The sequence below is a fragment of the Epilithonimonas sp. genome (assembly GCF_032054305.1).
In the GTDB taxonomy this organism is placed as follows: domain Bacteria; phylum Bacteroidota; class Bacteroidia; order Flavobacteriales; family Weeksellaceae; genus Epilithonimonas.
The window spans coordinates 469,460-490,765 of the sequence record NZ_DAMBSX010000003.1; the positions used below are offsets into that span (position 1 = coordinate 469,460).

General features: G+C 36.0%; 18 protein-coding genes. 2 read left to right on the forward strand and 16 right to left on the reverse strand.

Annotated features, from left to right (window positions below; genetic code table 11):
- Positions 1-77: 77 nt before the first annotated feature.
- Positions 78-1,031: a hypothetical protein gene (locus RTX21_RS08990; protein WP_312766976.1), complete on the reverse strand. Its 954-nt coding sequence runs from the start codon at positions 1,029-1,031 to the stop codon at positions 78-80.
- A gap of 18 nt (positions 1,032-1,049) precedes the next feature.
- Complete coding sequence (locus tag RTX21_RS08995) at positions 1,050-2,909, reverse strand: M1 family metallopeptidase (protein ID WP_312766979.1); 1,860 nt, start codon at positions 2,907-2,909, stop codon at positions 1,050-1,052.
- Positions 2,910-3,455: 546 nt separating this feature from the next.
- On the opposite strand from RTX21_RS08995, the gene bglX reads away from it, so the two are divergent.
- Positions 3,456-5,678, forward strand: coding sequence for a beta-glucosidase BglX (gene bglX, locus RTX21_RS09000; RefSeq protein WP_312766983.1), 2,223 nt, complete (start codon positions 3,456-3,458; stop codon positions 5,676-5,678).
- A gap of 136 nt (positions 5,679-5,814) precedes the next feature.
- Here bglX and RTX21_RS09005 read toward each other — a convergent pair whose 3' ends face one another.
- The 7 genes from RTX21_RS09005 to folK form a co-directional block, all read right to left on the reverse strand.
- The gene (locus RTX21_RS09005) at positions 5,815-6,645 is read right to left on the reverse strand and encodes an endonuclease/exonuclease/phosphatase family protein (RefSeq protein WP_312766984.1); all 831 of its coding nucleotides are present in this window, start codon (positions 6,643-6,645) and stop codon (positions 5,815-5,817) included.
- 32 nt (positions 6,646-6,677) lie between these two features.
- Positions 6,678-7,259, reverse strand: coding sequence for a GDP-mannose pyrophosphatase NudK (nudK, locus tag RTX21_RS09010; RefSeq protein WP_312766985.1), 582 nt, complete (start codon positions 7,257-7,259; stop codon positions 6,678-6,680).
- A gap of 38 nt (positions 7,260-7,297) precedes the next feature.
- A complete protein-coding gene (fmt, locus tag RTX21_RS09015; RefSeq protein WP_312766986.1) occupies positions 7,298-8,245 on the reverse strand; it encodes a methionyl-tRNA formyltransferase in 948 nt (315 codons plus the stop codon).
- 162 nt (positions 8,246-8,407) lie between these two features.
- Positions 8,408-10,309 carry an ATP-dependent DNA helicase RecQ gene (locus RTX21_RS09020; protein WP_312766989.1) on the reverse strand — a complete coding sequence of 634 codons (1,902 nt, stop codon included), beginning with the start codon at positions 10,307-10,309 and terminating at the stop codon, positions 8,408-8,410.
- 82 nt (positions 10,310-10,391) lie between these two features.
- Entirely contained in the window at positions 10,392-11,834 is a 1,443-nt protein-coding gene (locus RTX21_RS09025) for an OmpA family protein (protein ID WP_312766991.1), read from the reverse strand.
- A 23-nt stretch (positions 11,835-11,857) separates the two neighbouring features.
- Entirely contained in the window at positions 11,858-13,276 is a 1,419-nt protein-coding gene (locus RTX21_RS09030) for an OmpA family protein (RefSeq protein WP_312766993.1), read from the reverse strand.
- 21 nt (positions 13,277-13,297) lie between these two features.
- The gene (folK, locus tag RTX21_RS09035; RefSeq protein ID WP_312766995.1) at positions 13,298-13,693 is read right to left on the reverse strand and encodes a 2-amino-4-hydroxy-6-hydroxymethyldihydropteridine diphosphokinase; all 396 of its coding nucleotides are present in this window, start codon (positions 13,691-13,693) and stop codon (positions 13,298-13,300) included.
- Between the two features lie 43 nt (positions 13,694-13,736).
- Here folK and sppA point away from each other — a divergent pair, with 43 nt between their 5' ends.
- Entirely contained in the window at positions 13,737-15,488 is a 1,752-nt protein-coding gene (sppA, locus tag RTX21_RS09040; protein WP_312766997.1) for a signal peptide peptidase SppA, read from the forward strand.
- A gap of 312 nt (positions 15,489-15,800) precedes the next feature.
- Here the strand turns inward: sppA and RTX21_RS09045 are convergent, their stop codons facing one another.
- The 7 genes from RTX21_RS09045 to RTX21_RS09075 all read right to left on the reverse strand — a co-directional run bounded on the left by RTX21_RS09045 (position 15,801) and on the right by RTX21_RS09075 (position 21,190).
- Complete coding sequence (locus tag RTX21_RS09045; protein ID WP_312766999.1) at positions 15,801-16,469, reverse strand: DUF6048 family protein; 669 nt, start codon at positions 16,467-16,469, stop codon at positions 15,801-15,803.
- Positions 16,435-16,905, reverse strand: coding sequence for a lipoprotein (locus tag RTX21_RS09050; protein WP_312767000.1), 471 nt, complete (start codon positions 16,903-16,905; stop codon positions 16,435-16,437). Before RTX21_RS09050 ends, RTX21_RS09045 begins: the two co-directional genes overlap by 35 nt.
- Before the next feature lie 24 nt (positions 16,906-16,929).
- The gene (rlmD, locus tag RTX21_RS09055; protein WP_312767001.1) at positions 16,930-18,336 is read right to left on the reverse strand and encodes a 23S rRNA (uracil(1939)-C(5))-methyltransferase RlmD; all 1,407 of its coding nucleotides are present in this window, start codon (positions 18,334-18,336) and stop codon (positions 16,930-16,932) included.
- 8 nt (positions 18,337-18,344) lie between these two features.
- The gene (locus tag RTX21_RS09060; protein WP_312767004.1) at positions 18,345-19,844 is read right to left on the reverse strand and encodes a thioredoxin-like domain-containing protein; all 1,500 of its coding nucleotides are present in this window, start codon (positions 19,842-19,844) and stop codon (positions 18,345-18,347) included.
- Between the two features lie 103 nt (positions 19,845-19,947).
- On the reverse strand, positions 19,948-20,331 hold the full coding sequence (locus RTX21_RS09065) for a T9SS type A sorting domain-containing protein (protein WP_312767006.1): 384 nt from the start codon (positions 20,329-20,331) through the stop codon (positions 19,948-19,950).
- Positions 20,332-20,360: 29 nt separating this feature from the next.
- The gene (locus RTX21_RS09070; protein ID WP_312767007.1) at positions 20,361-20,756 is read right to left on the reverse strand and encodes a GLUG motif-containing protein; all 396 of its coding nucleotides are present in this window, start codon (positions 20,754-20,756) and stop codon (positions 20,361-20,363) included.
- Positions 20,757-20,785: 29 nt separating this feature from the next.
- Complete coding sequence (locus RTX21_RS09075; RefSeq protein WP_312767008.1) at positions 20,786-21,190, reverse strand: hypothetical protein; 405 nt, start codon at positions 21,188-21,190, stop codon at positions 20,786-20,788.
- Positions 21,191-21,306: the final 116 nt, after the last annotated feature.

Sequence of the window (21,306 nt, forward strand, 5' to 3'; positions counted from 1 at the left end):
AAATAACGCAACTTCCTGTCACAAATATTTTTTTATTTTTTGAATTTTCAAAATATGCTCAGATAATGAACTTATCTTTAAGAATCTGAAATTAACTTATCCAAATCTAGAAGCAGATAATTGATATTTTGATTGATTGTACGCGTTGCAGACTGCATTTGGTTCAACATCGAAGCACGATTCTGCAAATCCGATGAGCGATAGAAGCCACCGGTTCCAAAATTCACCGATCTGCTGGCAGAATCTTCGTCATTATCAAATTGATAGTTGATCCATCTCTGCTTCATATTTTGGATGATAGAATGTTCCCGATTTCCCGTAAACTTGCGCTCTGTGTACATATACCAAATAAAAGGCGGAAAATTCTGCGACTGTAATTTCTCATCCCAAATATCCTTCAACAGATTTCGCTCGTGGATAAACTCCACTTTTTTACCTTTAGGATTAAAAGTAGCCAAACCCAATCCAGCCCCAAGAAGTCCACCGCCAATACTGACGATATTTTCTGCAGTATCATTTTTGATGATTCCACTAGCGACTGATGTTACAGCACCTGTGATAATTGAAAAAAGAATCAGCTTGTTGTTGTTATTAGCGTTGATATTATCCACATAATTCGCCATTTGTGCCACACGTTCGCCTTCGCAGTCAAATTCGGCCGCAACAGCATCCAGCTCAGTAAGAGAAATACTGATTTTGCTGTTGATTTTAGTTTTCAATTGCAGAACTTTAACCTGAGCTTCCAACGAACCATCTTTTTTGTATTTCAGAATATCTTCTACTTCATCTATACTGCTCAAAGCATTTAGAATCAAAATACTTTGGTCAGAAAAATAATTTTTCAAATGACTGTTTGCTGAAATAATAGAATCCGAATTGTACGACGGCAATTTCTGAGTATAATTGTACTGCAAAGGCGCTTTGCAATAGCTGTCTCGCAAAGTCAGAATATTATTTTGCAATATTTTCGTTTTGTTGGAAACACAGGAAACCAACATTATAGAGACAACTAAACTAAAAATAAATTTCATCGTACTCTGATTTTAATATTAAAAGGCCTTCAAATTATCATCCGGCGTATAATCCATAAAAATCCCGCCATCCAGATTCACAGACTTGACTTTCTTTTTAACCGGAATATTCAAACTTGCTGACTTTTGGTCTTTCTCCCAAACCGACGGCGTAAAATGAATCTTCTCCGTCGAATTATCTTCACAAGTCAAAACCACATCAAACGGAATCGCAAATCCTCCTACATTCTCAACCGTCAAAACCAATTGATTATTTTGCTGTGAAACAGCTCCCACCTTCAAATCAATATAATTATTCGTGTAAAACCAATTATTGAAGAACCAATTCAGATTTTTACCAGAACCAGCATTCATAGAATTAAAATAATCCCACGGGACTGGATGCTTCCCGTTCCAGTTATCCATATAATGATGAAGTGCTTTCTTGAAAAGTTCATCACCCAAATAATCCTTCAGAGCCAAATAACTCAAAGCTGATTTCACATAAGCATTATTTCCATAACCTGCTCCTGAAAGCTGTGAACTAAGTGTAATAATCGGTTGGTCTTGTTCCGTAGAAGCATCATTAATCCAACGTTTCACACGGAAGTTCTTCATAAATTTATCCGCCGCTTCCTGTCCGTTTTCATCAATTCCAATCAGATATTCCAGCATTGTTGCCCAACCTTCGTCCATATAAGCATATCTCGTTTCATTGATACCCATATAGAAAGGAAAATACGTGTGCGCAATCTCGTGGTCAGCAGTCAGTCTTGCATCTTGCAAGTCGTCAGGGATACTCGTGTCATTGATCATCATCGGATATTCCATATCAGCGTAACCTTGCACCGCCGTCATCGCAGGAAACGGATATTCCACGCCTGGCCAGTTATCAGTAAACCATTTTAGGTTGTAGCGCATCCACTCTGTGTATTGTTCAAAATCTTTTGTGCCCACTTTATAAGCAGATTGCACGCTCGCTCTTTTTGTTTTTAGCTGAACACTAGACGCATCCCAAACGTAATGATTGCTCAGTGCAAAACAAAAATCAACAATATGATTCGCTTTGAACTTCCACACATTCCAATCCTTCTGCTTTGTTACTTTACCCGATTTCATTTCCTCCGCATTCGCAACGTGGATGATTTTATCTGATTTCAAAGACTCTTTGAAACGTTTCAGATATTCAGACTGAAGTACCTCTTCCGGATTCTGAAAATCACCAGTTGACCAAACCACAAAATTCTTAGGCGCAGAAATCGAAAAACTATAATCATTGAAATCATTATAAAACTCCTGTCTGCCATTGTGTTGCAACATATCCCAACCATTGTAGTCATCATAAACCGACACACGCGGGAAAGAATAAGCCACATAAAAAGTTTCAGGGTCTATCTGCCCTTCTCTCCCACTTTCCTTCGCCAATGGATATTCCCACTCGATTTTGATTTCAGTTTGAGATTTTGAGGCCAATGGTTTTGTTAATTTCACAGCCTCAACAGTTGACCAGTCATAACTGTTAATGTTATATTTTTCGCCATTGATAAAGAAAGATTTAATTTTTAATCCATCAGTAATCGATTCTTTAGAAGCATATCCTGCTCTACCAGACTGTGGTTTATTGACATTATTCACAAATCGAATTGCCAAAACTTTCAGCTCATCCGGACTATTATTAGAATATTGAATGGTTTCGAAGCCAGAAACAATCTTAGTATTAGCATCCACTTTCACATTCACATCATAAACCCCTTTGTTCTGCCAGTAATTTTTCCCGGGCTTCCCAGACATATCGCGTGTCCCGTTCGCAAAAGCTTTCTTGATATTTCTCGGCATATACAATTCCTGCGCAGACATTGTTGTCCCAATCAGCATCAACCCCAATAATATTTTATTCATTTCCAAAATTTAAGTACCAAAAGTAGAAAATTAAAACTAATTATTTGGGCAGCTATTTTTCGCCTGTAGTTTATCCTGAGCTTGTCGAAGGACTCCCAATTGTCACTCTGAGGTTCTCGAAGAGGCCGCTCAAATCGAGGAACGAGATTCATCGATTCAAATAAAAACAAATAAAAAATTAGAGATAAGCGGGCTGCAGATTCAACAAAAAACACGATTTTGTCATCTTTCAAGAAAACAAGACAAGGTCCAAATCCAACAAGACATAATTCAAATCGAACAAGGCATACGCACAAACCAATAAGACAATGTTCAAATCGAACAAAGCTCAGTCTCAACAAAACAAGACATAATCCAAATCCAACAAAGCATCGTTTCAATCCAACAAGACATCGTTTCAAACAAACAAGGCTCGGTCTCGACAAAAACATCCAAAATTCCCCTCCTCTGAAGGGGTGGCAAAAATTTGAAAAATTTTTGACGGGGTGGTTTATAATAATTACATTTACAAATATTAATACCTCAATTAGAGACAAAAGAAAATCTATGATAAAATATACGCTTTCATTCCTATTATTATCAATCGGAATCAGCATCTTCGCTCAGAAAACCATCGACCAAAAAGTCAATGAATTGATTTCCAAAATGACTTTGGAAGAAAAAGCAGGACAACTCGTGCAATACAGCGGCTTCGAATATGCCACAGGACCACAGAACTCCAACTCCAAAAAAGTTTTGGGAGAAATAAAACAAGGAAAAGTCGGCTCTATGCTGAACGTTACTGGCGCAGAAGAAACCAAAGCGTTTCAGAAATTAGCCTTAGAATCCAGACTGAAAATCCCATTGATATTCGGACAAGATGTGATTCATGGTTTCCGCACCACTTTCCCAATCAACCTTGGTCAAGCCGCAAGCTGGGACTTAGAAATAATAGAAAAATCGGAAAGAATCGCCGCCATAGAAGCATCTGCATTCGGCATCCAGTGGACATTTGCGCCAATGGTTGACATCGCAAGAGACCCAAGATGGGGACGTGTAATGGAAGGCTCCGGCGAAGATACTTACCTCGGAACTAAAATTGGTTTGGCCAGAATCAAAGGTTTTCAAGGAAAAGGTTTAGGAAATATTGATGCGATAATGGCGTGTGCTAAACACTTTGCAGCTTACGGTGCAGCAGTCGGCGGAAGAGATTACAATTCGGTTGATATGAGTTTGAGACAATTGAACGAAACGTATTTACCACCTTTCAAAGCAGCGGCTGAAGCGGGCGTCGCCACCTTTATGAATTCCTTCAATGACATCAACGGAATCCCTGCAACAGCCAATAAATACATCCTGAGAGATTTATTGAAAGACCAATGGAACTTCAAAGGTTTCGTGGTTTCCGACTGGGGAAGCATTGGCGAAATGATTAAGCACGGTTACGCCAAAGACAATGCGGAAGCCGGAGAAAAAGCCATCTTAGCAGGTTCCGATATGGATATGGAAAGCCGAATCTATATGGAACAACTTCCAAAATTAGTAAAAGAAGGAAAAGTCGACATCAAATTTGTGGATGATGCGGTAAGAAGAATCCTAATTAAGAAATTCGAATTAGGCTTGTTTGATGACCCATACAGATTTTCAAATTCCGACAGACAAAAACAACAAACCAACAATCTTGAACACAGAAAATTCGGGAGAGAATTCGGAGCAAAAAGTGTAGTGCTTTTGAAGAATGAAAAGAAATTGCTTCCACTTTCAAAATCGACTAAAACTGTCGCTTTGATTGGTCCATTCGGGAAAGAAGCGGTGGCGATGCACGGATTCTGGTCGGTTCCTTTCAAGGATGATGCGCAAAGAATCGTGACTCAGTTTGACGGTATCAAAAATCAATTAGATAAAAACTCTACCTTGCTTTACGCCAAAGGTTGCAATGAAAATGACCAAGACAGATCAATGTTTGCAGAAGCGCTTGAAACCGCGAAAAAAGCAGATGTCGTGATAATGACTTTAGGTGAAGGCCACGCTATGAGTGGTGAAGCAAAAAGCCGAAGCAACCTGCATTTCTCTGGTGTTCAGGAAGAATTATTGAAAGAAATTGCCAAAACCGGAAAACCGATTGTATTGATGATCAATGCAGGAAGACCTTTGGTTTTCGATTGGGCAGCGGATAATATTTCGACCATCGTTTACAGCTGGTGGCTGGGAACTGAGGCAGGAAATTCTATCGCAGACATCCTGTTCGGAAACGTGAATCCTGGCGGAAAACTGCCAATGACTTTCCCTAGAACAGTAGGTCAAATTCCTATTTATTACAACCATTACAACACGGGAAGACCTGCTGAAAAATCTACAGATAGAAATTATGTTTCCGCTTATATCGATTTGGATAATGACCCGAAATTCCCTTTTGGTTTTGGATTGAGTTATACTGATTTTAAATATTCAAACTTTAATCTGAGCTCTGATAATCTTAAAGGAAATCAAACATTAACCATCAATGTCAATGTTGCCAACACAGGAAAATTTGATGGCGAAGAAGTGGTTCAGTTATACATTCGCGACTTATTTGGAAAAGTTGTAAGACCAATAAAAGAATTGAAAGGTTTCCAAAAGATATTCCTAAAAAAAGGCGAAAATAAAACTGTGACGTTCAAATTAACGCCAGAAGATTTGAAATTCTACGATGACGAACTGAATTATGATTGGGAAGCAGGAGAATTTGAAATAATGGTCGGAACTAATTCCAGCGATGTGATGACGAAGAAGATTGTTTGGAATAAGTAAATTATCTTCTAAAATCATAATTCCCACACTTTTGTCATTCCGTAGGAATCTAAGCATAGTTAGTAACAGTCTAGATTCCTACGGAATGACAAACTTCACGCATAAAAAATTCTTCTTAACAAGAGGAATTTATATTTTACTTATTAAACTTAATCTCCGCAAAAATCGGAAAATGGTCAGACGGATAAAGCAAATTTTCTCGTCTGTCATTGATGGTTCTGTTGGACAAAACCTCAAAACCTTTCACAAAAATGTAATCGATTCTTTCCTTCGGAACGGTATTGACATCAAACGCTGTGAACGTTCCAACTGGTCCGTAATGTGGCTTTTTCGAATGGTAAAAAGCATTATCCAAAGACCTAGAAATAATTTTAATTGGTTCAGAATCATCCGTCAGATTGAAATCGCCTGTTAAAGTCAAAGGCAGATTTTTCGGATTCAGTTCTTTGATTTTTTCAAGAATCAGCTTTGCAGAATTCACTCTCGCAACATCACCAACGTGGTCAAAATGCAGGTTCATCGCCAAGAATTGTTTTCCCGATTTCTTGATTTTGAAAAACGCATAAGTACAAACTCTGTTGTAAGCTGCGTCCCATCCTTTTGATGGTTTTTCTGGCGTTTCGCTCAACCAGAATGTTCCGGATTTAGTAACTTCCAGTTTATTCTTGTCATAGAAAATTGCCGAATATTCGCCTTGATTTTTCCCATCATCTCTTCCAACGCCAACGTAATCATAATCCGTCAATGTTGATTTGATATCGGTCATTTGTTGTGGAACAGCTTCCTGAACCCCGAAATAATCCGGATGATAATAAGACATCAGCGCCATAGTTTCATTTTTTCTATTGTTCCAGGAATTCTCTTTGTCACTGTCCACAGACAAACGGATGTTGTACGTCATCACTTTCAAATCCTGAGAAAAGAAAAGATTTGATGATAACATTAATCCGAAAAATAATTTTTTCATTTTAAATTTTTATAATTGAATTGATTCTAAATCTATAAAATACCTTTAAGTCTCACGTGCTGAAGCAACATAATCGTCTTCGCATCTTTGATTTCACCAGAGTCAATCATCTCAAGCGCTTCGTCGATATCGAGTTCCAAAACTTCTATTTCTTCCTGCTCTTCTGCCAATCCGCCGCCATCATTCACTTTCATTGATTTCGAATATTCCGCAATGAAGAAGTAAAGAATTTCCGTCACAGAACCTGGCGACATATAAACCTCAAACACTTTTTTGACATCCGAAATCTCGTAACCCAATTCCTCTTCCGTTTCCTTTCTGATGCAATCTTCGGGATTATCTTTATCCAAAAGTCCGGCGCAGGCCTCAATCATCATTCCGTCTTCGTTGCCGTTAATATAAGTTGGTAACCGAAATTGTTTTGTCAGAATTACGGTTTTCGATTCCTTATTGTAAAGCAAAATCGTCGCACCATTTCCGCGGTCGTAAGCTTCTCGGCTTTGCGTTTCCAGCGTTCCGTCTTTTTTCTGATATTCGAAAGTGACTTTGTTCAGCGTGTACCAATTATCGGATAAGATTTCCGTTTTTAAAATCTTGACTTTATCGTTGTTCATTTTAGAAGCTATTATCTATTCGTCTATTATCTAAAAGTCTAAGCTTTATAATCTTCAAAATTCTGAATACCATTCAAAAAATCCTTCACGGCCATTCTTTTCTTTCCTTGAATCTGAACATCTTCCGGATAATAAATCCCGTCTTTTGTATAGAATTTGAATTCCGATTTACTAATATCGAAATCGCCGGCTTCTCTCGAATGGGATTCTAATTCAAAATGACCTTTAAAGATTTTTAATGATTTTTCTTCATCCCCGATTTTCAAAATAGTGAAAGCAGTTGGATATGGCGACATTCCTCGAACGAAATTATGAATGGTTTCAGAACTTTGATTCCAATCGATTTTCAGGTTTTCCTTGAAGATTTTATAAGCCGTTTTCGGATTTTCTTTTTCATGCTGAGGTTTTTCTGTGATAGAATTTTCTGCCAATCCATTCAGAGTTTCAATAATCAAATCTGCGCCAATGACCATCAGTTTGTCGTGCAAAGTTCCAGCGTTATCTTCCGGCAACACGTCAGTTTCGGCCTGAAGAAGAATATTGCCTTCATCAATTTTTTCATTGATAAAAAACGTCGTAACACCAGATTTCGTTTCGCCATTGATAACCGCATAATTAATCGGCGCTGCGCCACGATAATCTGGCAACAACGAACCGTGCAGATTGAAAGTCCCCAGCTTCGGAATCGAGAACAAAACTTCTGGCATCATTCGGAAAGCTACTACCACAAAAACATCCGCATTTAAGTTTCTGATGGATTCCAAAAATTCTGGATTTCGTAATTTTTCTGGCTGAAAAAGATTGAGATTATTCTCTTCCGCAAAAACTTTCACTGGTGAAGGAGTGAGTTTCATTCCTCTTCCGCTTGCTTTGTCAGCCGCTGTTACAACGCCAACCACTTTGTGATGAGATTTGAATATCGCTTCCAAAGAAGCTTTTGCAAAATCTGGAGTTCCGAAAAAAACGACATTTAATGATTTAGTCATTGCTTTTATAATTGATAAATGATAGTTGATAATTGATTTTTATGACAGCTTTTCCGCCTTCCGCTCCCAATCTTTTTTGCAAGACCATTATCCATTAAATAAAAATTGAGTAAAAGCAAAAAAGGATTTCCGCTCAAGTCGGGCTGCGAGAGATTCAACGTTTTATTGATTGAGCATATAAGTTTTATAGTTCAACATTTTGACTTTTCCGATGTCCAAAAGGAAAATCAAGGTTTCGGAAATGGATTCTTTGGAGTAAAAATTGAGACTCGCCGCCATCTCGTCCAAAGACATTGATCGATTCGACAATTGTTGCGAAATATCGGAAGACAAAGTTCTTTTGGAATTATTTCGTTTCCTGCAAACCGAACATTTACCACAATTTTCCGCATCCCTTTCGCCAAAATAACTGAGAATCAATTTCATTTTACAGAAGTCAGAATCCTGAATATAGAATTTATTTTCTTCCCATTTTCTGAGTTTATTTTTCTGAATATTATGGAAAAGTGACCAATATTCGCCGAACAAATGTCGGTCATTCCGAGGTTTCAAAAACTTGATGGAATGTAGACTTCCATCGAGATATTCCAAATGTCCCGCTTTTTGCAACTGCAATAATTTGAACTTGAAATTCTGAAGGTCGAATCCGTTTTTCTTGCAAAAAGCCATATCGGTGAAATGCACTTTCTGAATTGCCAAACCGGGAAGATTTCTAAACAACAGTTCCATAAAATAAGCATCGCTTGGTGATAATTGTTCCAATTCATCAGATTGTATAAAACTCTGAATCGTAGAAGCAGAGATATTATTTTTATAATAAATCAATTCCTGATTGTTCAGAAAGGTCAAAATATTTTTGATTTTTGCGGTTGATAATTTGGTTAAATTTTTGATTTTATTGAGGTCAAGCTGGAAAGTTTTTTCCGGCCAATCATTATCTCCAATTTGAAAAATCGAATATAAATAAGTCATTATTTTCTCATATTCCGTTTTGTTTGGAATTTGGTTTTTGAAAATATCGTCTATTTGTTTAATTTCCTGCTCGTTCCACAACATCAAAACCAAAGCTTCGTAGCCATTTCTGCCCGCTCGGCCAATTTCCTGGTAATAATTTTCAATTGTTGAAGATGGCGACAAATGGATTACAAATCGCACATTATCCTTGTCAATTCCCATTCCGAAAGCATTAGTGGAAACCAAAACGTGAAACTGACTGCTAATCCATTTCTTTTGAAGCTTTTCTTTTTCAATTGAAGGTAATCCGGCGTGAAAAAAATCTGCGTTTTGGAATTTATTATTTTTAAGAAAATGAGTCAAGTCTTCAGCTTCTCTTCTGGTTCTGGTGTAAATGATTCCGGAAGATGGATTTTGTCTCAGGAATTCTAAAATCCGATTGTATTTGTTGGAAGTATTTTCAACAATGACATTCAGGTTTTCTCTTTTAAAACTCTGTTTGAAAATCTGAGGTTGATGAAGTCCTAATTTTTTCACAATCTCATCCACAACTTTATTGGTAGCAGTTGCCGTCAAAGCCAAACAAGGTACATTTTTAAATTCTTGACGAAACTTTTTAATATTCTGATAACTCGGACGGAAATCTGAACCCCATTCCGAGATACAATGCGCCTCATCAACCGCAATAAACGAAACATCAATCTCCTGAATATTTCGAATGAATAATTGATTCTGGAGTCTTTCCGGAGAGATATAGAGGATTTTTATCAATCCGTCTTTGCATCGGTTATAAACAGATTCTTCCTCGAATTCGTCTAAATCTGAACTCAACAATTCAGCTTCAATTCCGATAGATTGCAAGGAATCGACCTGGTCTCTCATCAAAGCTAAAAGTGGAGAAATGACAATACAAGTTCCTTCCAAAATAATAGCCGGCAATTGATAACAAAGCGATTTTCCACCACCAGTTGGCAGCAAAGCCAATGTATCTTCTCCATTAACCAATGAAAGAATGATATTTTTCTGAGAAGAACGAAACTCATCGAACCCCCAAAATTGTTTGAGTGTCTGATGAATGAGTTTATCCTGTGATTCTGTAGAAGAAAGCATTTGTAAATTTAATCAATTCCTTAAAATAAAAAAACCGTCTCGTAATAAAACAAGACGGTTTCTTATTATCTATAAAAGTATTTTATTTAGCTTCGAAATAAACTCTTCTATTTGCTCTATTTTTCCACTCTGGACATTTAGAAGCAGGTTCACATTCTGGATAAAGAAGATTCGTTTCTCCTTTTCCTAAAGCCTCTAATTTATTTTTATCGGCTCCATTTTGAACTAGGAAATCTTTAACATTATTCGCTCTTCTTTCAGAAAGACCTTGATTATATTCATTTGTTCCTCTTGTATCTGTACCTCCAATTACTCGGAAGCTACTGTTGGATGAATTAATATAATTGATGGCATTATTTAGAATTGGCGTATTAGATGGTAAAATTCTATCCGAATTCAAATCAAACTCGATTCCTTTAAGCAATGCCGTTTCATCTGTAACAAGTCCAGTTCCACTATTGTTATTGTTTGTTGCAAGTGGGCAACCGTTATTTTCTACTGGCCCAGGAACAGTTACACATTTATCATAAAGATCGATCACACCATCCAAATCTGTATCCAAAGCTACCCCAGCACCGTCAACTCTAGCTCCTGCAGGCGTATCCAATTGTCTATCCCAATCATCGCAAACACCATCATTATCCACATCACCTTTCTTACATACTTCAAGATCTTGCGTTTTATCAGCTAATACATCTAGTTTATAGTAAATTTCTTGTAATGGATCATGCCACATCAAATGAGATTCATGTTTTCCTAATTTGAAAGTTACACCCAAGGTTGTATTAAAGAAGTTATCCGAAATCTGGTCTTCTGTTAAATTATATCCAGTTTGTCCAACTCCAGCTCCATCAAATTCATCATCTCCTGTTACGACATACATTAGTCTTCCTTCAATATCAATTCTATTATTGATTTTAAATTTAAGACCTGCTCCTGCCTGTCCGAAAAGAGAACCTAATTTGAACGGTTTCTTCTCGAAATTCAAGACTTGATTAGCTGGTCCAGGATTTTGTCTATATGATTTATATGCAATTGTCCCAATACCCGCATATCCATGTAATGCCCATCTGAAAGGAGATTTATTATCAACTCTCCTAAGAAGGTTAGAAAAATTAAGGTCTCCTAAGATAGAAATAGCATCGTATTGTGTTCTACCAGCAATTTCTCTTCCTGGCAGATCTACATGATCTTTTGTATTGGCATACCCTTGTCTAGTTTCTCCCCTATCGTATTGTAAATTAAGTCCAAATGCATGAGTAATAGCTTTGTCAACGCTTACATAGGCAGAATATCCAAAAAGGTTTTTTCCGTTACCATTTTTGATTGATGTCATATCTGCTGACTGAATCAATGGAACACCGGCTCCGATAGATATAGACCAATCATTGAATCTTTTGGAAGATTGTGTGAATGGAGAAATATTCTGTGACCCAGAATTAGCTCCTGTTGAAGCTTCTTGTCCAGCTAAACTCATAGGCAACAACAAACCTATTGCTACTAATGATAATAAATTTTGTTTCATATTTGAATGTTTTTTTTAATTATTTATTTTGCAATAAAATATACTCTTCTATTCGCTTCATTTTTCCATTCCGGGCATTTTGTAGCCGGATTGCACTCGGTATATTTAAGATCGTCCTTACCTCTTCCTTCGGCTGTTAAAACATCTGCCGGTATACCTTTATTAACAAGATATTTCACAACAGCATTAGCTCTAGACTGTGAAAGTTTTTTGTTATAAACCGCAGAACCTCTGGTATCTGTAGCTCCAATTACAAGAAAACCTTTATCCGCTCCTAATGTTTTGATAATATCTGCAGCCTTATTAAGGTCAGAATATGATTTTTCTCTGATGACATCCTTATTAAGCTCAAACTCTATTCCATTAAAGTATTTGTTGATCTCATCAATAGCAAGTTCTCTAGATGGCATAGGCTCTTTAGCCTTTTGCTCTATTGGACATCCATTATTAGTAACAGGACCCGGCACAGTAACACATTTATCATTAAGATCGATAACACCGTCCAAATCAATATCCAAAGCAACTCCAGCTCCATCTACTCTAGCTCCGGCAGGTGTATCCAATTGTCTATCCCAATCATCACAAACACCATCATTATCCTGATCACCTTTTTCACAAACTTTGAAATCTTTGAATTGTTCCTCAAGGTCTGCAGTTTTTGCATAAGCTCTTTGAAGAGGATCTACCCAACGAAGGTGGTCATCATGTCTACCAAGTTTAAATGAAATTCCTAAATTTACAAGCCATGCATTGTCCGTATAAGAATCATTGATCAAATTATACCCCGGAGCCGCATCCCTTGTCCATCCACCACCATCAAATTCTTCATCTCCACTTATTAGGTATAGAGTTCTCAATTCAACATCAAGTAATTTGGAAACGTTATACTTTAATCCAATACCTCCAATATAACTGATACTTGAAATGCCCAACTTTTGTCTTATTTCAAGAGGGTATTTATTAAGTACTTTATCATCTTGTAAAAAGGTTCTATATCCCATAAAGCCAATTCCACCATAACCATGCAAGGCCCATCTGAAATTTGATCGATTATCGACTCTTCTCATTAAATTAGAAAAGTTCACGTCCCCCAACAATGTAATCTGATCAAATTTTGTATAACCATGAGCGACTCCTCCAATGTCATTTAAATAGGCTTTTTGTTGAGTTTTGCCTTTAGTATACATTACAGAAATCCCGAAAGTGTGGCTAATCTGCTTATCCAGACTTACATAGCCATTCCATCCCCAGTTTATATCACCTCCATAAAAAGAAGTCACATCAGCATGTGTCATAAATGCTCCGCCGCCGCCAATAGAAACTGACCAATCTTTGAAAAGTCGGCTTTTATTGTTAAAAACTTGTTTTGGTTGTGTGTTTTCCTTGGTCTGTGAAAAGCCAAGAATTGGTAATAGAAAAAGTAGTAATAATTTTTTTTTCATAATCATCTGTGTTAAATGAGTTTATTTTACAAACCTGATTATCTCTTTTGCAAATTCCCTTTCATAAAGATTTTTATGATGAGGAATAATTAATCCCTTTGAGATAAACTTTATATTATTGTATAATATTATATCAATGTCTATAATCCTGTCCTGATATGTATCAAAATAACTCGAGTCTTTTAAACGACCCATTTCTATTTCAATTTTTTTTAATTCAGAGAGTAGCCTTATAGGCGAAAATTGTGTTTTTAATTTAACTGCAATATTACAAAAAATATTGATACTATCAAATTCTACAGGTTTTGTTAATATTAAATCTGATTTAATTAATATAGTGCCTATATTATTTTTTATTTTTTCTAAGGCAATTTCGATATTTTTGCCAGGATTATTTATATTACTTCCCAGTAACAAAACAACATCATTGTACGACATATATAGCAAATAATATAATTAGATGAAAAGTTTTTTCAAATTAGTTTTAGCAAATTTAACTGCAATTTTCATTGTAATAGCATGTTTTTTCCTGTTTTTTATCGGATTTATCATTTTATCATCAATATCAGGAGGCACAGATGTCAAATCTAATTCTATTCTGACTCTCGATCTGAAAACAAAAATAATCGATAGCCCGTCTGAAGACCAGGAAGATATTTTTGCTTTTAATAATAAAGATAAGGAAACCTCTGTTTTACTTTATGATATTTTAAAAGCGATTAAAAATGCAAAAACTGATGATAAAATAAAAGGAATCAGTCTGGAAATGGATAACATCAATGCCGGCATGACCCAATTAGATGATATCCGAAATGCGTTAATAGATTTCAAGAAAAGTGGAAAATTTGTTTATGCTTATGGTAATACCGTTTCTCAAGGTGCCTATTACCTAGGCTCTGTTGCTGACAAATATTATCTGAATCCAGCGGGATTAATAGAGCTGAAAGGACTTTCTACAGAAGTGACATTCTTCAAGAACTTTGCTGAAAAATATGGTGTGGGCATCCAAGTGATCCGTCATGGCAAGTTCAAAGCTGCGGTTGAACCCTTTTTAAGAGACGAGATTTCTCCTGAGAATAAAGAGCAGCTTTCAACTTTATTGAATGACATCTGGTCAAATACTTCCAATAAGATTGCAGGGTCAAGAAAAATACCTCTGGCTGAACTTAACACAATTACAGATAGTCTTTACAGCTACCTTCCAAACTTGAGTCTTAAATATAAATTGGCAGACCAGCTGATCCAAAAATCGGAATATGATAATATCATCAAGAAAAAACTGAATATCGATACGGATAAAAAACTTAATAAAATATCATTTGCCAAATACTCAGAATCTTTGAATTCTGATAATGATGGAAAACAAATTGCAGTGCTATACGCATCCGGGGCAATCTATAACGGAAAAGGTTATGATGGTATCTATTCTGAGAACTTCATCAAAGAAATCAAAAAACTTCAGAAAGATGATGATGTGAAAGCCGTAGTTTTCAGGATCAATTCTCCTGGCGGAAGTGCCAATGCCTCTGATGAGATTCTTTTTGAACTTCAACAATTGAAAAGAAAAAAACCTGTCATCGTTTCTTTTGGAGATTACGCTGCTTCCGGAGGCTATTATATCGCCATGGGCGCTGACAAGATCTTCTCGGAACCAAATACTTTGACCGGATCCATTGGGGTTTTCGGAGTTATCCCTTATTTCAAAGAGCTGGCTGAGAAAAATGGCATCAGAAGCGATGTCGTCTCTACCAATGCCAATTCTAATATGATATCTGCAATTAACGGTCTTAGTCCCGGCACACTTAATATAATGACAAGAAGTGTAGAATCTACCTATCAGCGTTTTGTTCATTTCGTAACGTTGAATAGGAAAAAATCTTTTGAAGAGATAGACGCTATAGGTGGCGGAAGAATCTGGTCTGGCGTGAGGGCTAAACAAATTGGTCTTGTAGATGAATTGGGAACCTTGCAAGATGCAATCAATTATGCAGCCAAGTCTGCCAATCTAAAAGATTACGGAGTTTCTTCCTATCCTGCAAAAGTCTCAAAATTTGAACAAATATTTTCAGCGGAAACAGAAGAAGATTTCTCTACAAGGCTTATCAAAAATAAAATCGGGAAAGAGAATTTTAAGATCTTCCAGCATATCACCGATCCTGACACTAAATCTGCAGTCGTGATGGAAAGCCCTTTCCGTATAAAAATCAACTGATCAACTTTATAAAATAAGTTTTAAAAGCACAAAGCTCGGTAAGTTTTGTGCTTTTATTTTATAATCATCTCTATCAACTTGGAAAAAGCTGCGCAGGTTTTGGTTAATGAGAAGCTTCCCAGATAAAGTTGAGAAGCTTCCCACCAGGTACTCACAAGCTTGTTGTTGAAGAATTCCTAGCTTGTTGGACACTCTATAAACTCTCTAGGCTTATGGTCAAAGCTAGTCCATATCTAAGGCACAAGGCATCAATCTAAATGCTATTAAATAAAAAAGCCTGCTTACCGCAGACTTTCTATGCTTTTTCAATGTCTAAAATTTGTAAGCTATATTCCAGCTAAACCCCATTGTGAATTTACCTGAGCTTCTCCCAAATCCCGGAACGATCATCGGTTCTATACCATCTTGTTTGGTAGTGTATGCAAGATATCTTGGTTGTACATTGACATCTATAAAGAAATTACTATCAAAGACCTTAACCCTTGCTCCTAACATAGCCTCTATCCAATAACTGCTCTGTGTCGAAGGATCGAAAGCCAAGGTAACGCCTTCGTTATACATCCCCTTTACTGGGATCGCCATGTATTCTTGCGTATAAAAACTCCCGGCTAATTTTCCTCCGGCATAGAAACCATTCAGATCATTCTCGGGATCTATTGACAACATATAAAATGCACCAAGCTTGGCAAACATTCCATCTGCTTTTGCATCATATCCGTTCTTTTGATAAATATTTTTATCGTAGCCCAGATCGATCACTGCGTGTGTCCTTTTATTGATCCTGCTAGAAATAAAACCCTGAAAGAGTTTTCTATCTCCAAACATTCCAATGCCAAGATTAAGTACATCTACCCCTATTGTAAAGTTGGGTGTGTATTTCCACTTTATAGAGTCCGATTTTTTCTCAACTTTTTTATCCTGTGAAAAAACCGAGATACAAAATAGACTAAAAACGCAGATAAAAATTGATCGTGTTCTCATCTGTAAGGGATGTATGATTTTGTTCCACAAGTGAAACCGGGTTACTTTTTAAAAGTTCTGCTTTTAGATTCTCATAGTTCTTTTTGAAACCGCATGCTGGTGAAACGTAGATAGCTTTCGCATCGTAAGTGAGCCTTACCTTTGAGCTATCTCCATTTATCGCTGTTTTGAAATAGACATCCGTGTAGGGACTATCATCAATCCTCAAAGGGATGAAGACAGAATCTACCTTTGCAGCAGCAATAATCTGGGTAAGTTTTGTATTTCCGTAATCCACATCAACATAAAGAGAATCCAACTGCCTTAGTTTTCCATCAGCACCATGAAATTTTAGTTTCAACCTTGGTGTAGAATCTGCATTCAGACAGATATCATCATCTCCTCCACAACTTGTCAATATCAAGACAAAACTTAGAAAGAAAAATATTTTTTTCATTGAATAAAGATAATAGAAATTGTCCTATTTTTTTATAAGCAAAGCAATATTCTCTACGTGATGTGTTTGTGGGAACATATCAACCGGAAGAATTTTCACCAATTCATAATCATCCTTCATAAGTGCTATATCTCTGGCTTGCGTAGCAGAGTTACAGCTTACATAGACAATTCTTCCCGGTGCTAATTTCAATATTTGTTCCACCACTTTCTGATGCATCCCATCTCTTGGTGGATCGGTGATCAAAACATCAGCTTTCGGATGATTGGCAAGAAACTCATCATTAAAAACATTTTTCATATCACCGGCATAGAACGTAGTATTAGTAAGGCCATTCAGTTCTGCGTGTTCAATAGCCGCATCGATTGCTTCCTGCACAGCTTCGATTCCGATAACATGCTTTGCATTTCTCGCAACATATTGAGCAATCGTTCCCGTTCCTGTATAAAGATCATAAACGACCTGATCACCTGTCAGTTCTGCAAACTCCAATGTTTTTCTGTAAAGTTCTAATGCCTGACGGTAATTGGTCTGGAAGAAAGATTTCGGTCCGATTTTGAATTTCAATCCATCCATTTCCTCATATAGAAATCCTTCTCCAAAATAAATCTGGATATCCAGATCGTAGATACTATCATTTCCTTTTGGATTAATGGCAAAGACAAGTGTTTTGATCTGTGGGAATTGGCTTAAAAAAAAATCAAATAATTTGACTCTCTCCGCTTTCATTTCCTTGAACAATTGGAAAAGGACCATCCATTCGCCTTTAGAATTCTGACGCATCATCAATGTTCTTAGAAAACCTTCCTGTGCTTTTACATCATAGAATTCCAAACCATTTTCGACAGCATATTTTTTTACTGCCAAACGAATTTGATTGGATGGATCTTCTTGTAGAAAACATTCTTTAAGGTCAAGGATCTTACTCCACATTCCCGGAATATGGAAACCTAAAGCATCCTTGTTACCAAAATTCTCTTCCGAGCTGATCTCATATTGTGTTAACCAGCGTGCATTGGAAAAGGAAAACTCCATTTTGTTACGATAAAAATATTGCTCTTCTGATCCCAAAATCGGAATAATATCAAATCCTGATACTCCGCCTATTCTCGCGATATTATTCACAACCTCGCTATGTTTAAATTCGAGTTGCTTCTCATAGGCAATATTCTGCCATTTGCAACCACCACAAGTTCCAAAGTGTATGCATTTTGGTTCAACCCTGTCTTCAGAATACTCCAAAATATCTACTGCTTCACCTTCGTAATAGTTGCTTTTTGCTTTTTTGACCCTTACATTTACCAGATCTCCCGGAACAGCTCCAGAGACCAAAACAGTTTTTCCTTCTGTAGTCTTACCAACAGAAACTCCTTTCGCACCTGCGGAAAGGAGTTTGATATTTTCAAGAATCAGATTCTTTTTTCTCTTCATCTAATATTTTATTTTGTTGCTGCAGAATCAGCTTTAGCTGGAGCCTGTTGCAACAGATCATTTTGTAATTGTGCACCTTGATTAACAGATGGCGCCTGTAAACCAGATATTTTATTCATTTCTTCTACAAACTTAGCATCACCCAAATTGTAGAAAGTTTGGCTAGCCACTTTTCCATCCTTATCAATCAAGAAAAATCCAGGAATTTTGAAACCATACATAAAGAATTTCTTAGCATAGTCAGATGCTAATCCACCTTCTGCATAATAATTGGTTCCAGGAATTCCTTTCAACATTGCATTTGCTGTTTTAGTAAATTGCTCTTTCGTATCATCTAGATTTACAAATGCAAAATTAACTTTAGCTTTATAGAAATTAACAACTTCTTTCAAAACCGGAATCGTAGATTGTCCTATGTAAGGATTCCAAGAAGCATAACTCATCACCAAAGTTGGTTTACCATTGGACTCGATATTTCCAGATTTACCATCTAATTTTATAAGACTAACTTTTGGAGCAGCTTCACCTTTCTTCAGTCCAAAAACCGCATTGATTGCTGAGTTAAGATCTTTCTTAACATCAGAATCTTTGATATATTCTTCACTAATCTTTTGCACCTTTCCTACTTCACTTGTATAAGGATTTAGGTCGAATTTAGCAATCACGAAAGCTAAAAGATAATCTTTTGTTTTTTGGGACATATCTTTGTTAGTAGCCAAATATCTTCCAAAAATAGTGGACATGCTTACATTGTCTTTATCCTTTTGCTTAGTCGCAAAATCTTGGAAATCCTGTCCCACTTTGTTCAAAAGGTAATTTCTGTAAACTGGAAGATTCTCTACCATTCTATCATTGTTTTTTGTCAAAGATTTTTCATAATCAGTAAAAACTTTAGATACTTTATAAGAAGGATCACCTACAGCCTGTCCATGAGTAGATTCATATTGAATCAAAAATGTCAAAATATTAGTGGTCAATTCATCTTTTTTCAATTTTACAACATCACTGTCTGGTCCAATTTTATCAGCAGTTTCATCCAAATTCTTTTCGAGGTCAGAATATACTTTTTTGATCTCAGTTAGGAAATCAGACTCTTTTTTCTGAAGTAATTGCATATTGAGTTTAGAGCTGTATGTCTGCAGGTATTTTTGAGTTTCAGTAATGAAATCATTATTTTTCTTAGCATCGCCTTCAATTTTATAAATTTCCGGGAAAGTAGCTGCATCACCATAAATCTTAAGGTCTTGTCCTTTTTTAAGATAAATGAAATTCATTTTCCCAGCGTAAGTCATTGCATACATTCCATTTTTAGGGGCTTTGAATTCACCTTTGAAATTACCTTTATCATCAACACCAATATTGACCAATGGTAAAGTGGCAACACCGGAAGCCTCAATAAATTCTATTCTTTCCAAAGGAGAACCTCCTTTGATATTTCCTTCAACTTTAACTTTAGAGCAAGACACAGCCATGAAAGCAATCAAAAGAAGAAATAAGTATTTTTTCATTTTAAAAATTAATTTGTGCAAAAATAACTAATATAACTTACAATAGCTAATTGCTATTTCTTAAAATATTATAAATAAACTATAGCCTGAATTAACTTTCAGTTTATTTTTTTATAATGTTATGTATTGTTATTTGATTATTATCCATTTCACCTTTCATTAAGTATGTTCCGGATGATAATTTGTCTAGATTTAATTTTAATATAGGGATGTTATTTGATTCGATAATCTTTCTTCCTATTAAATCATATATGATAATATTCTTTAATGGCCTTTGAAAATAAATATCTTTTGTAGCCGGATTCGGATATATTATATTCTTAGACAGATTTCTATCTTCGACAGACAAAATAGAATTTTGATAATTAAAAATGGGATAACCATCATTGATATTCGCTGTATCCATTTTCCAAATATTCTGAGTACCATTAATAGTTTCATCTATAAAATCCCATCCTTTTGACGTATATGTATTCTTTACTAACATTTCTGCAGCTGATAAACCAGATCCACCACCTATTGAAGTATCAATACCAGAAATATCTTTGTTCCAAAAACTATTTGTAACAACTGTGGATGAAGATAAATTCCCGATAAAAGACCTTTTAAAGATAAGTTTCCAGTAATTTTACCTCTGGCATATGAATTTTTTATTACTGCAGAATTTGAGTCTCTCACAAGGCCGCCAATTTGAGAATTACCAAAAAGGTCCGATGAAGAATAACTATTAGTTATTTCTCCGTAATATTTAATTCCGACTATCCCACCTATAGCACTTGTACCTGTAATTTGGCAGTAGTAAAAAGAAGTAAATATAGAATAATACTGTATACCAGCAATCCCTCCTACATAAGCTTTAGTTACAGAACAATCCTTTGTATAGGCGTAATTCAACCCAACTATGCCTCCCACAACTGATTTACCAGTAATATCTGCATTTACTAAATTAATCCCTTGATGTCAAAAATACTAGATGAGCAAAATGTATATGCGAAAAAACCTGTATAATCCAAATCTTGATTATTAATATACAAATTTTTTATGGCGTATCTCCTCCCATTGTATTTTCCCCAAAAATATGGTGCTAAGTCAGTCGGTCTGCCGATTGGCAAAAATCCAGACCCATTATTCCAATCCTTAGTTTGTGTAGCATCTATATTTTGAGTTTGAATAAAACTTTTACTCCAATATTGTGGGCTTTCACTTAATAATTTTAGGTCATTAAGTGTAGAAATTTCGTACGGAGAAGAATTGCTGCCATTACCTCCAGAGAATTGTCCAAAAAAAGATTTATGATTAATAGTGATAATGAAAAGGTAAATAGTTTTTTCATAGGTAGTTGACAAAAATTATAATTAATAAAAATTAAATTAATACACAAAAACCCGTTGAAAGCGGACGATTATAATCTTTCATCTTAGTGGTTATGGTCATCTAAAATACGTAAAAAAGCTTTCAGACG

Coding starts and splice junctions, on each gene's coding strand:
- nudK (WP_312766985.1), bottom strand. CDS start 7,259: ATGAACAACGATAAAGTCAAGATTTTAAAAACGGAAATCTTATCCGAT.
- RTX21_RS09045 (WP_312766999.1), bottom strand. CDS start 16,469: ATGAGAACACGATCAATTTTTATCTGCGTTTTTAGTCTATTTTGTATC.
- RTX21_RS09005 (WP_312766984.1), bottom strand. CDS start 6,645: ATGAAAAAATTATTTTTCGGATTAATGTTATCATCAAATCTTTTCTTT.
- RTX21_RS08995 (WP_312766979.1), bottom strand. CDS start 2,909: ATGAATAAAATATTATTGGGGTTGATGCTGATTGGGACAACAATGTCT.
- RTX21_RS09030 (WP_312766993.1), bottom strand. CDS start 13,276: ATGAAAAAAAAATTATTACTACTTTTTCTATTACCAATTCTTGGCTTT.
- RTX21_RS09050 (WP_312767000.1), bottom strand. CDS start 16,905: ATGAAAAAAATATTTTTCTTTCTAAGTTTTGTCTTGATATTGACAAGT.
- RTX21_RS09060 (WP_312767004.1), bottom strand. CDS start 19,844: ATGAAAAAATACTTATTTCTTCTTTTGATTGCTTTCATGGCTGTGTCT.
- rlmD (WP_312767001.1), bottom strand. CDS start 18,336: ATGAAGAGAAAAAAGAATCTGATTCTTGAAAATATCAAACTCCTTTCC.
- RTX21_RS08990 (WP_312766976.1), bottom strand. CDS start 1,031: ATGAAATTTATTTTTAGTTTAGTTGTCTCTATAATGTTGGTTTCCTGT.
- bglX (WP_312766983.1), top strand. CDS start 3,456: ATGATAAAATATACGCTTTCATTCCTATTATTATCAATCGGAATCAGC.
- RTX21_RS09020 (WP_312766989.1), bottom strand. CDS start 10,309: ATGCTTTCTTCTACAGAATCACAGGATAAACTCATTCATCAGACACTC.
- sppA (WP_312766997.1), top strand. CDS start 13,737: ATGAAAAGTTTTTTCAAATTAGTTTTAGCAAATTTAACTGCAATTTTC.
- fmt (WP_312766986.1), bottom strand. CDS start 8,245: ATGACTAAATCATTAAATGTCGTTTTTTTCGGAACTCCAGATTTTGCA.
- RTX21_RS09025 (WP_312766991.1), bottom strand. CDS start 11,834: ATGAAACAAAATTTATTATCATTAGTAGCAATAGGTTTGTTGTTGCCT.
- RTX21_RS09065 (WP_312767006.1), bottom strand. CDS start 20,331: ATGTTAGTAAAGAATACATATACGTCAAAAGGATGGGATTTTATAGAT.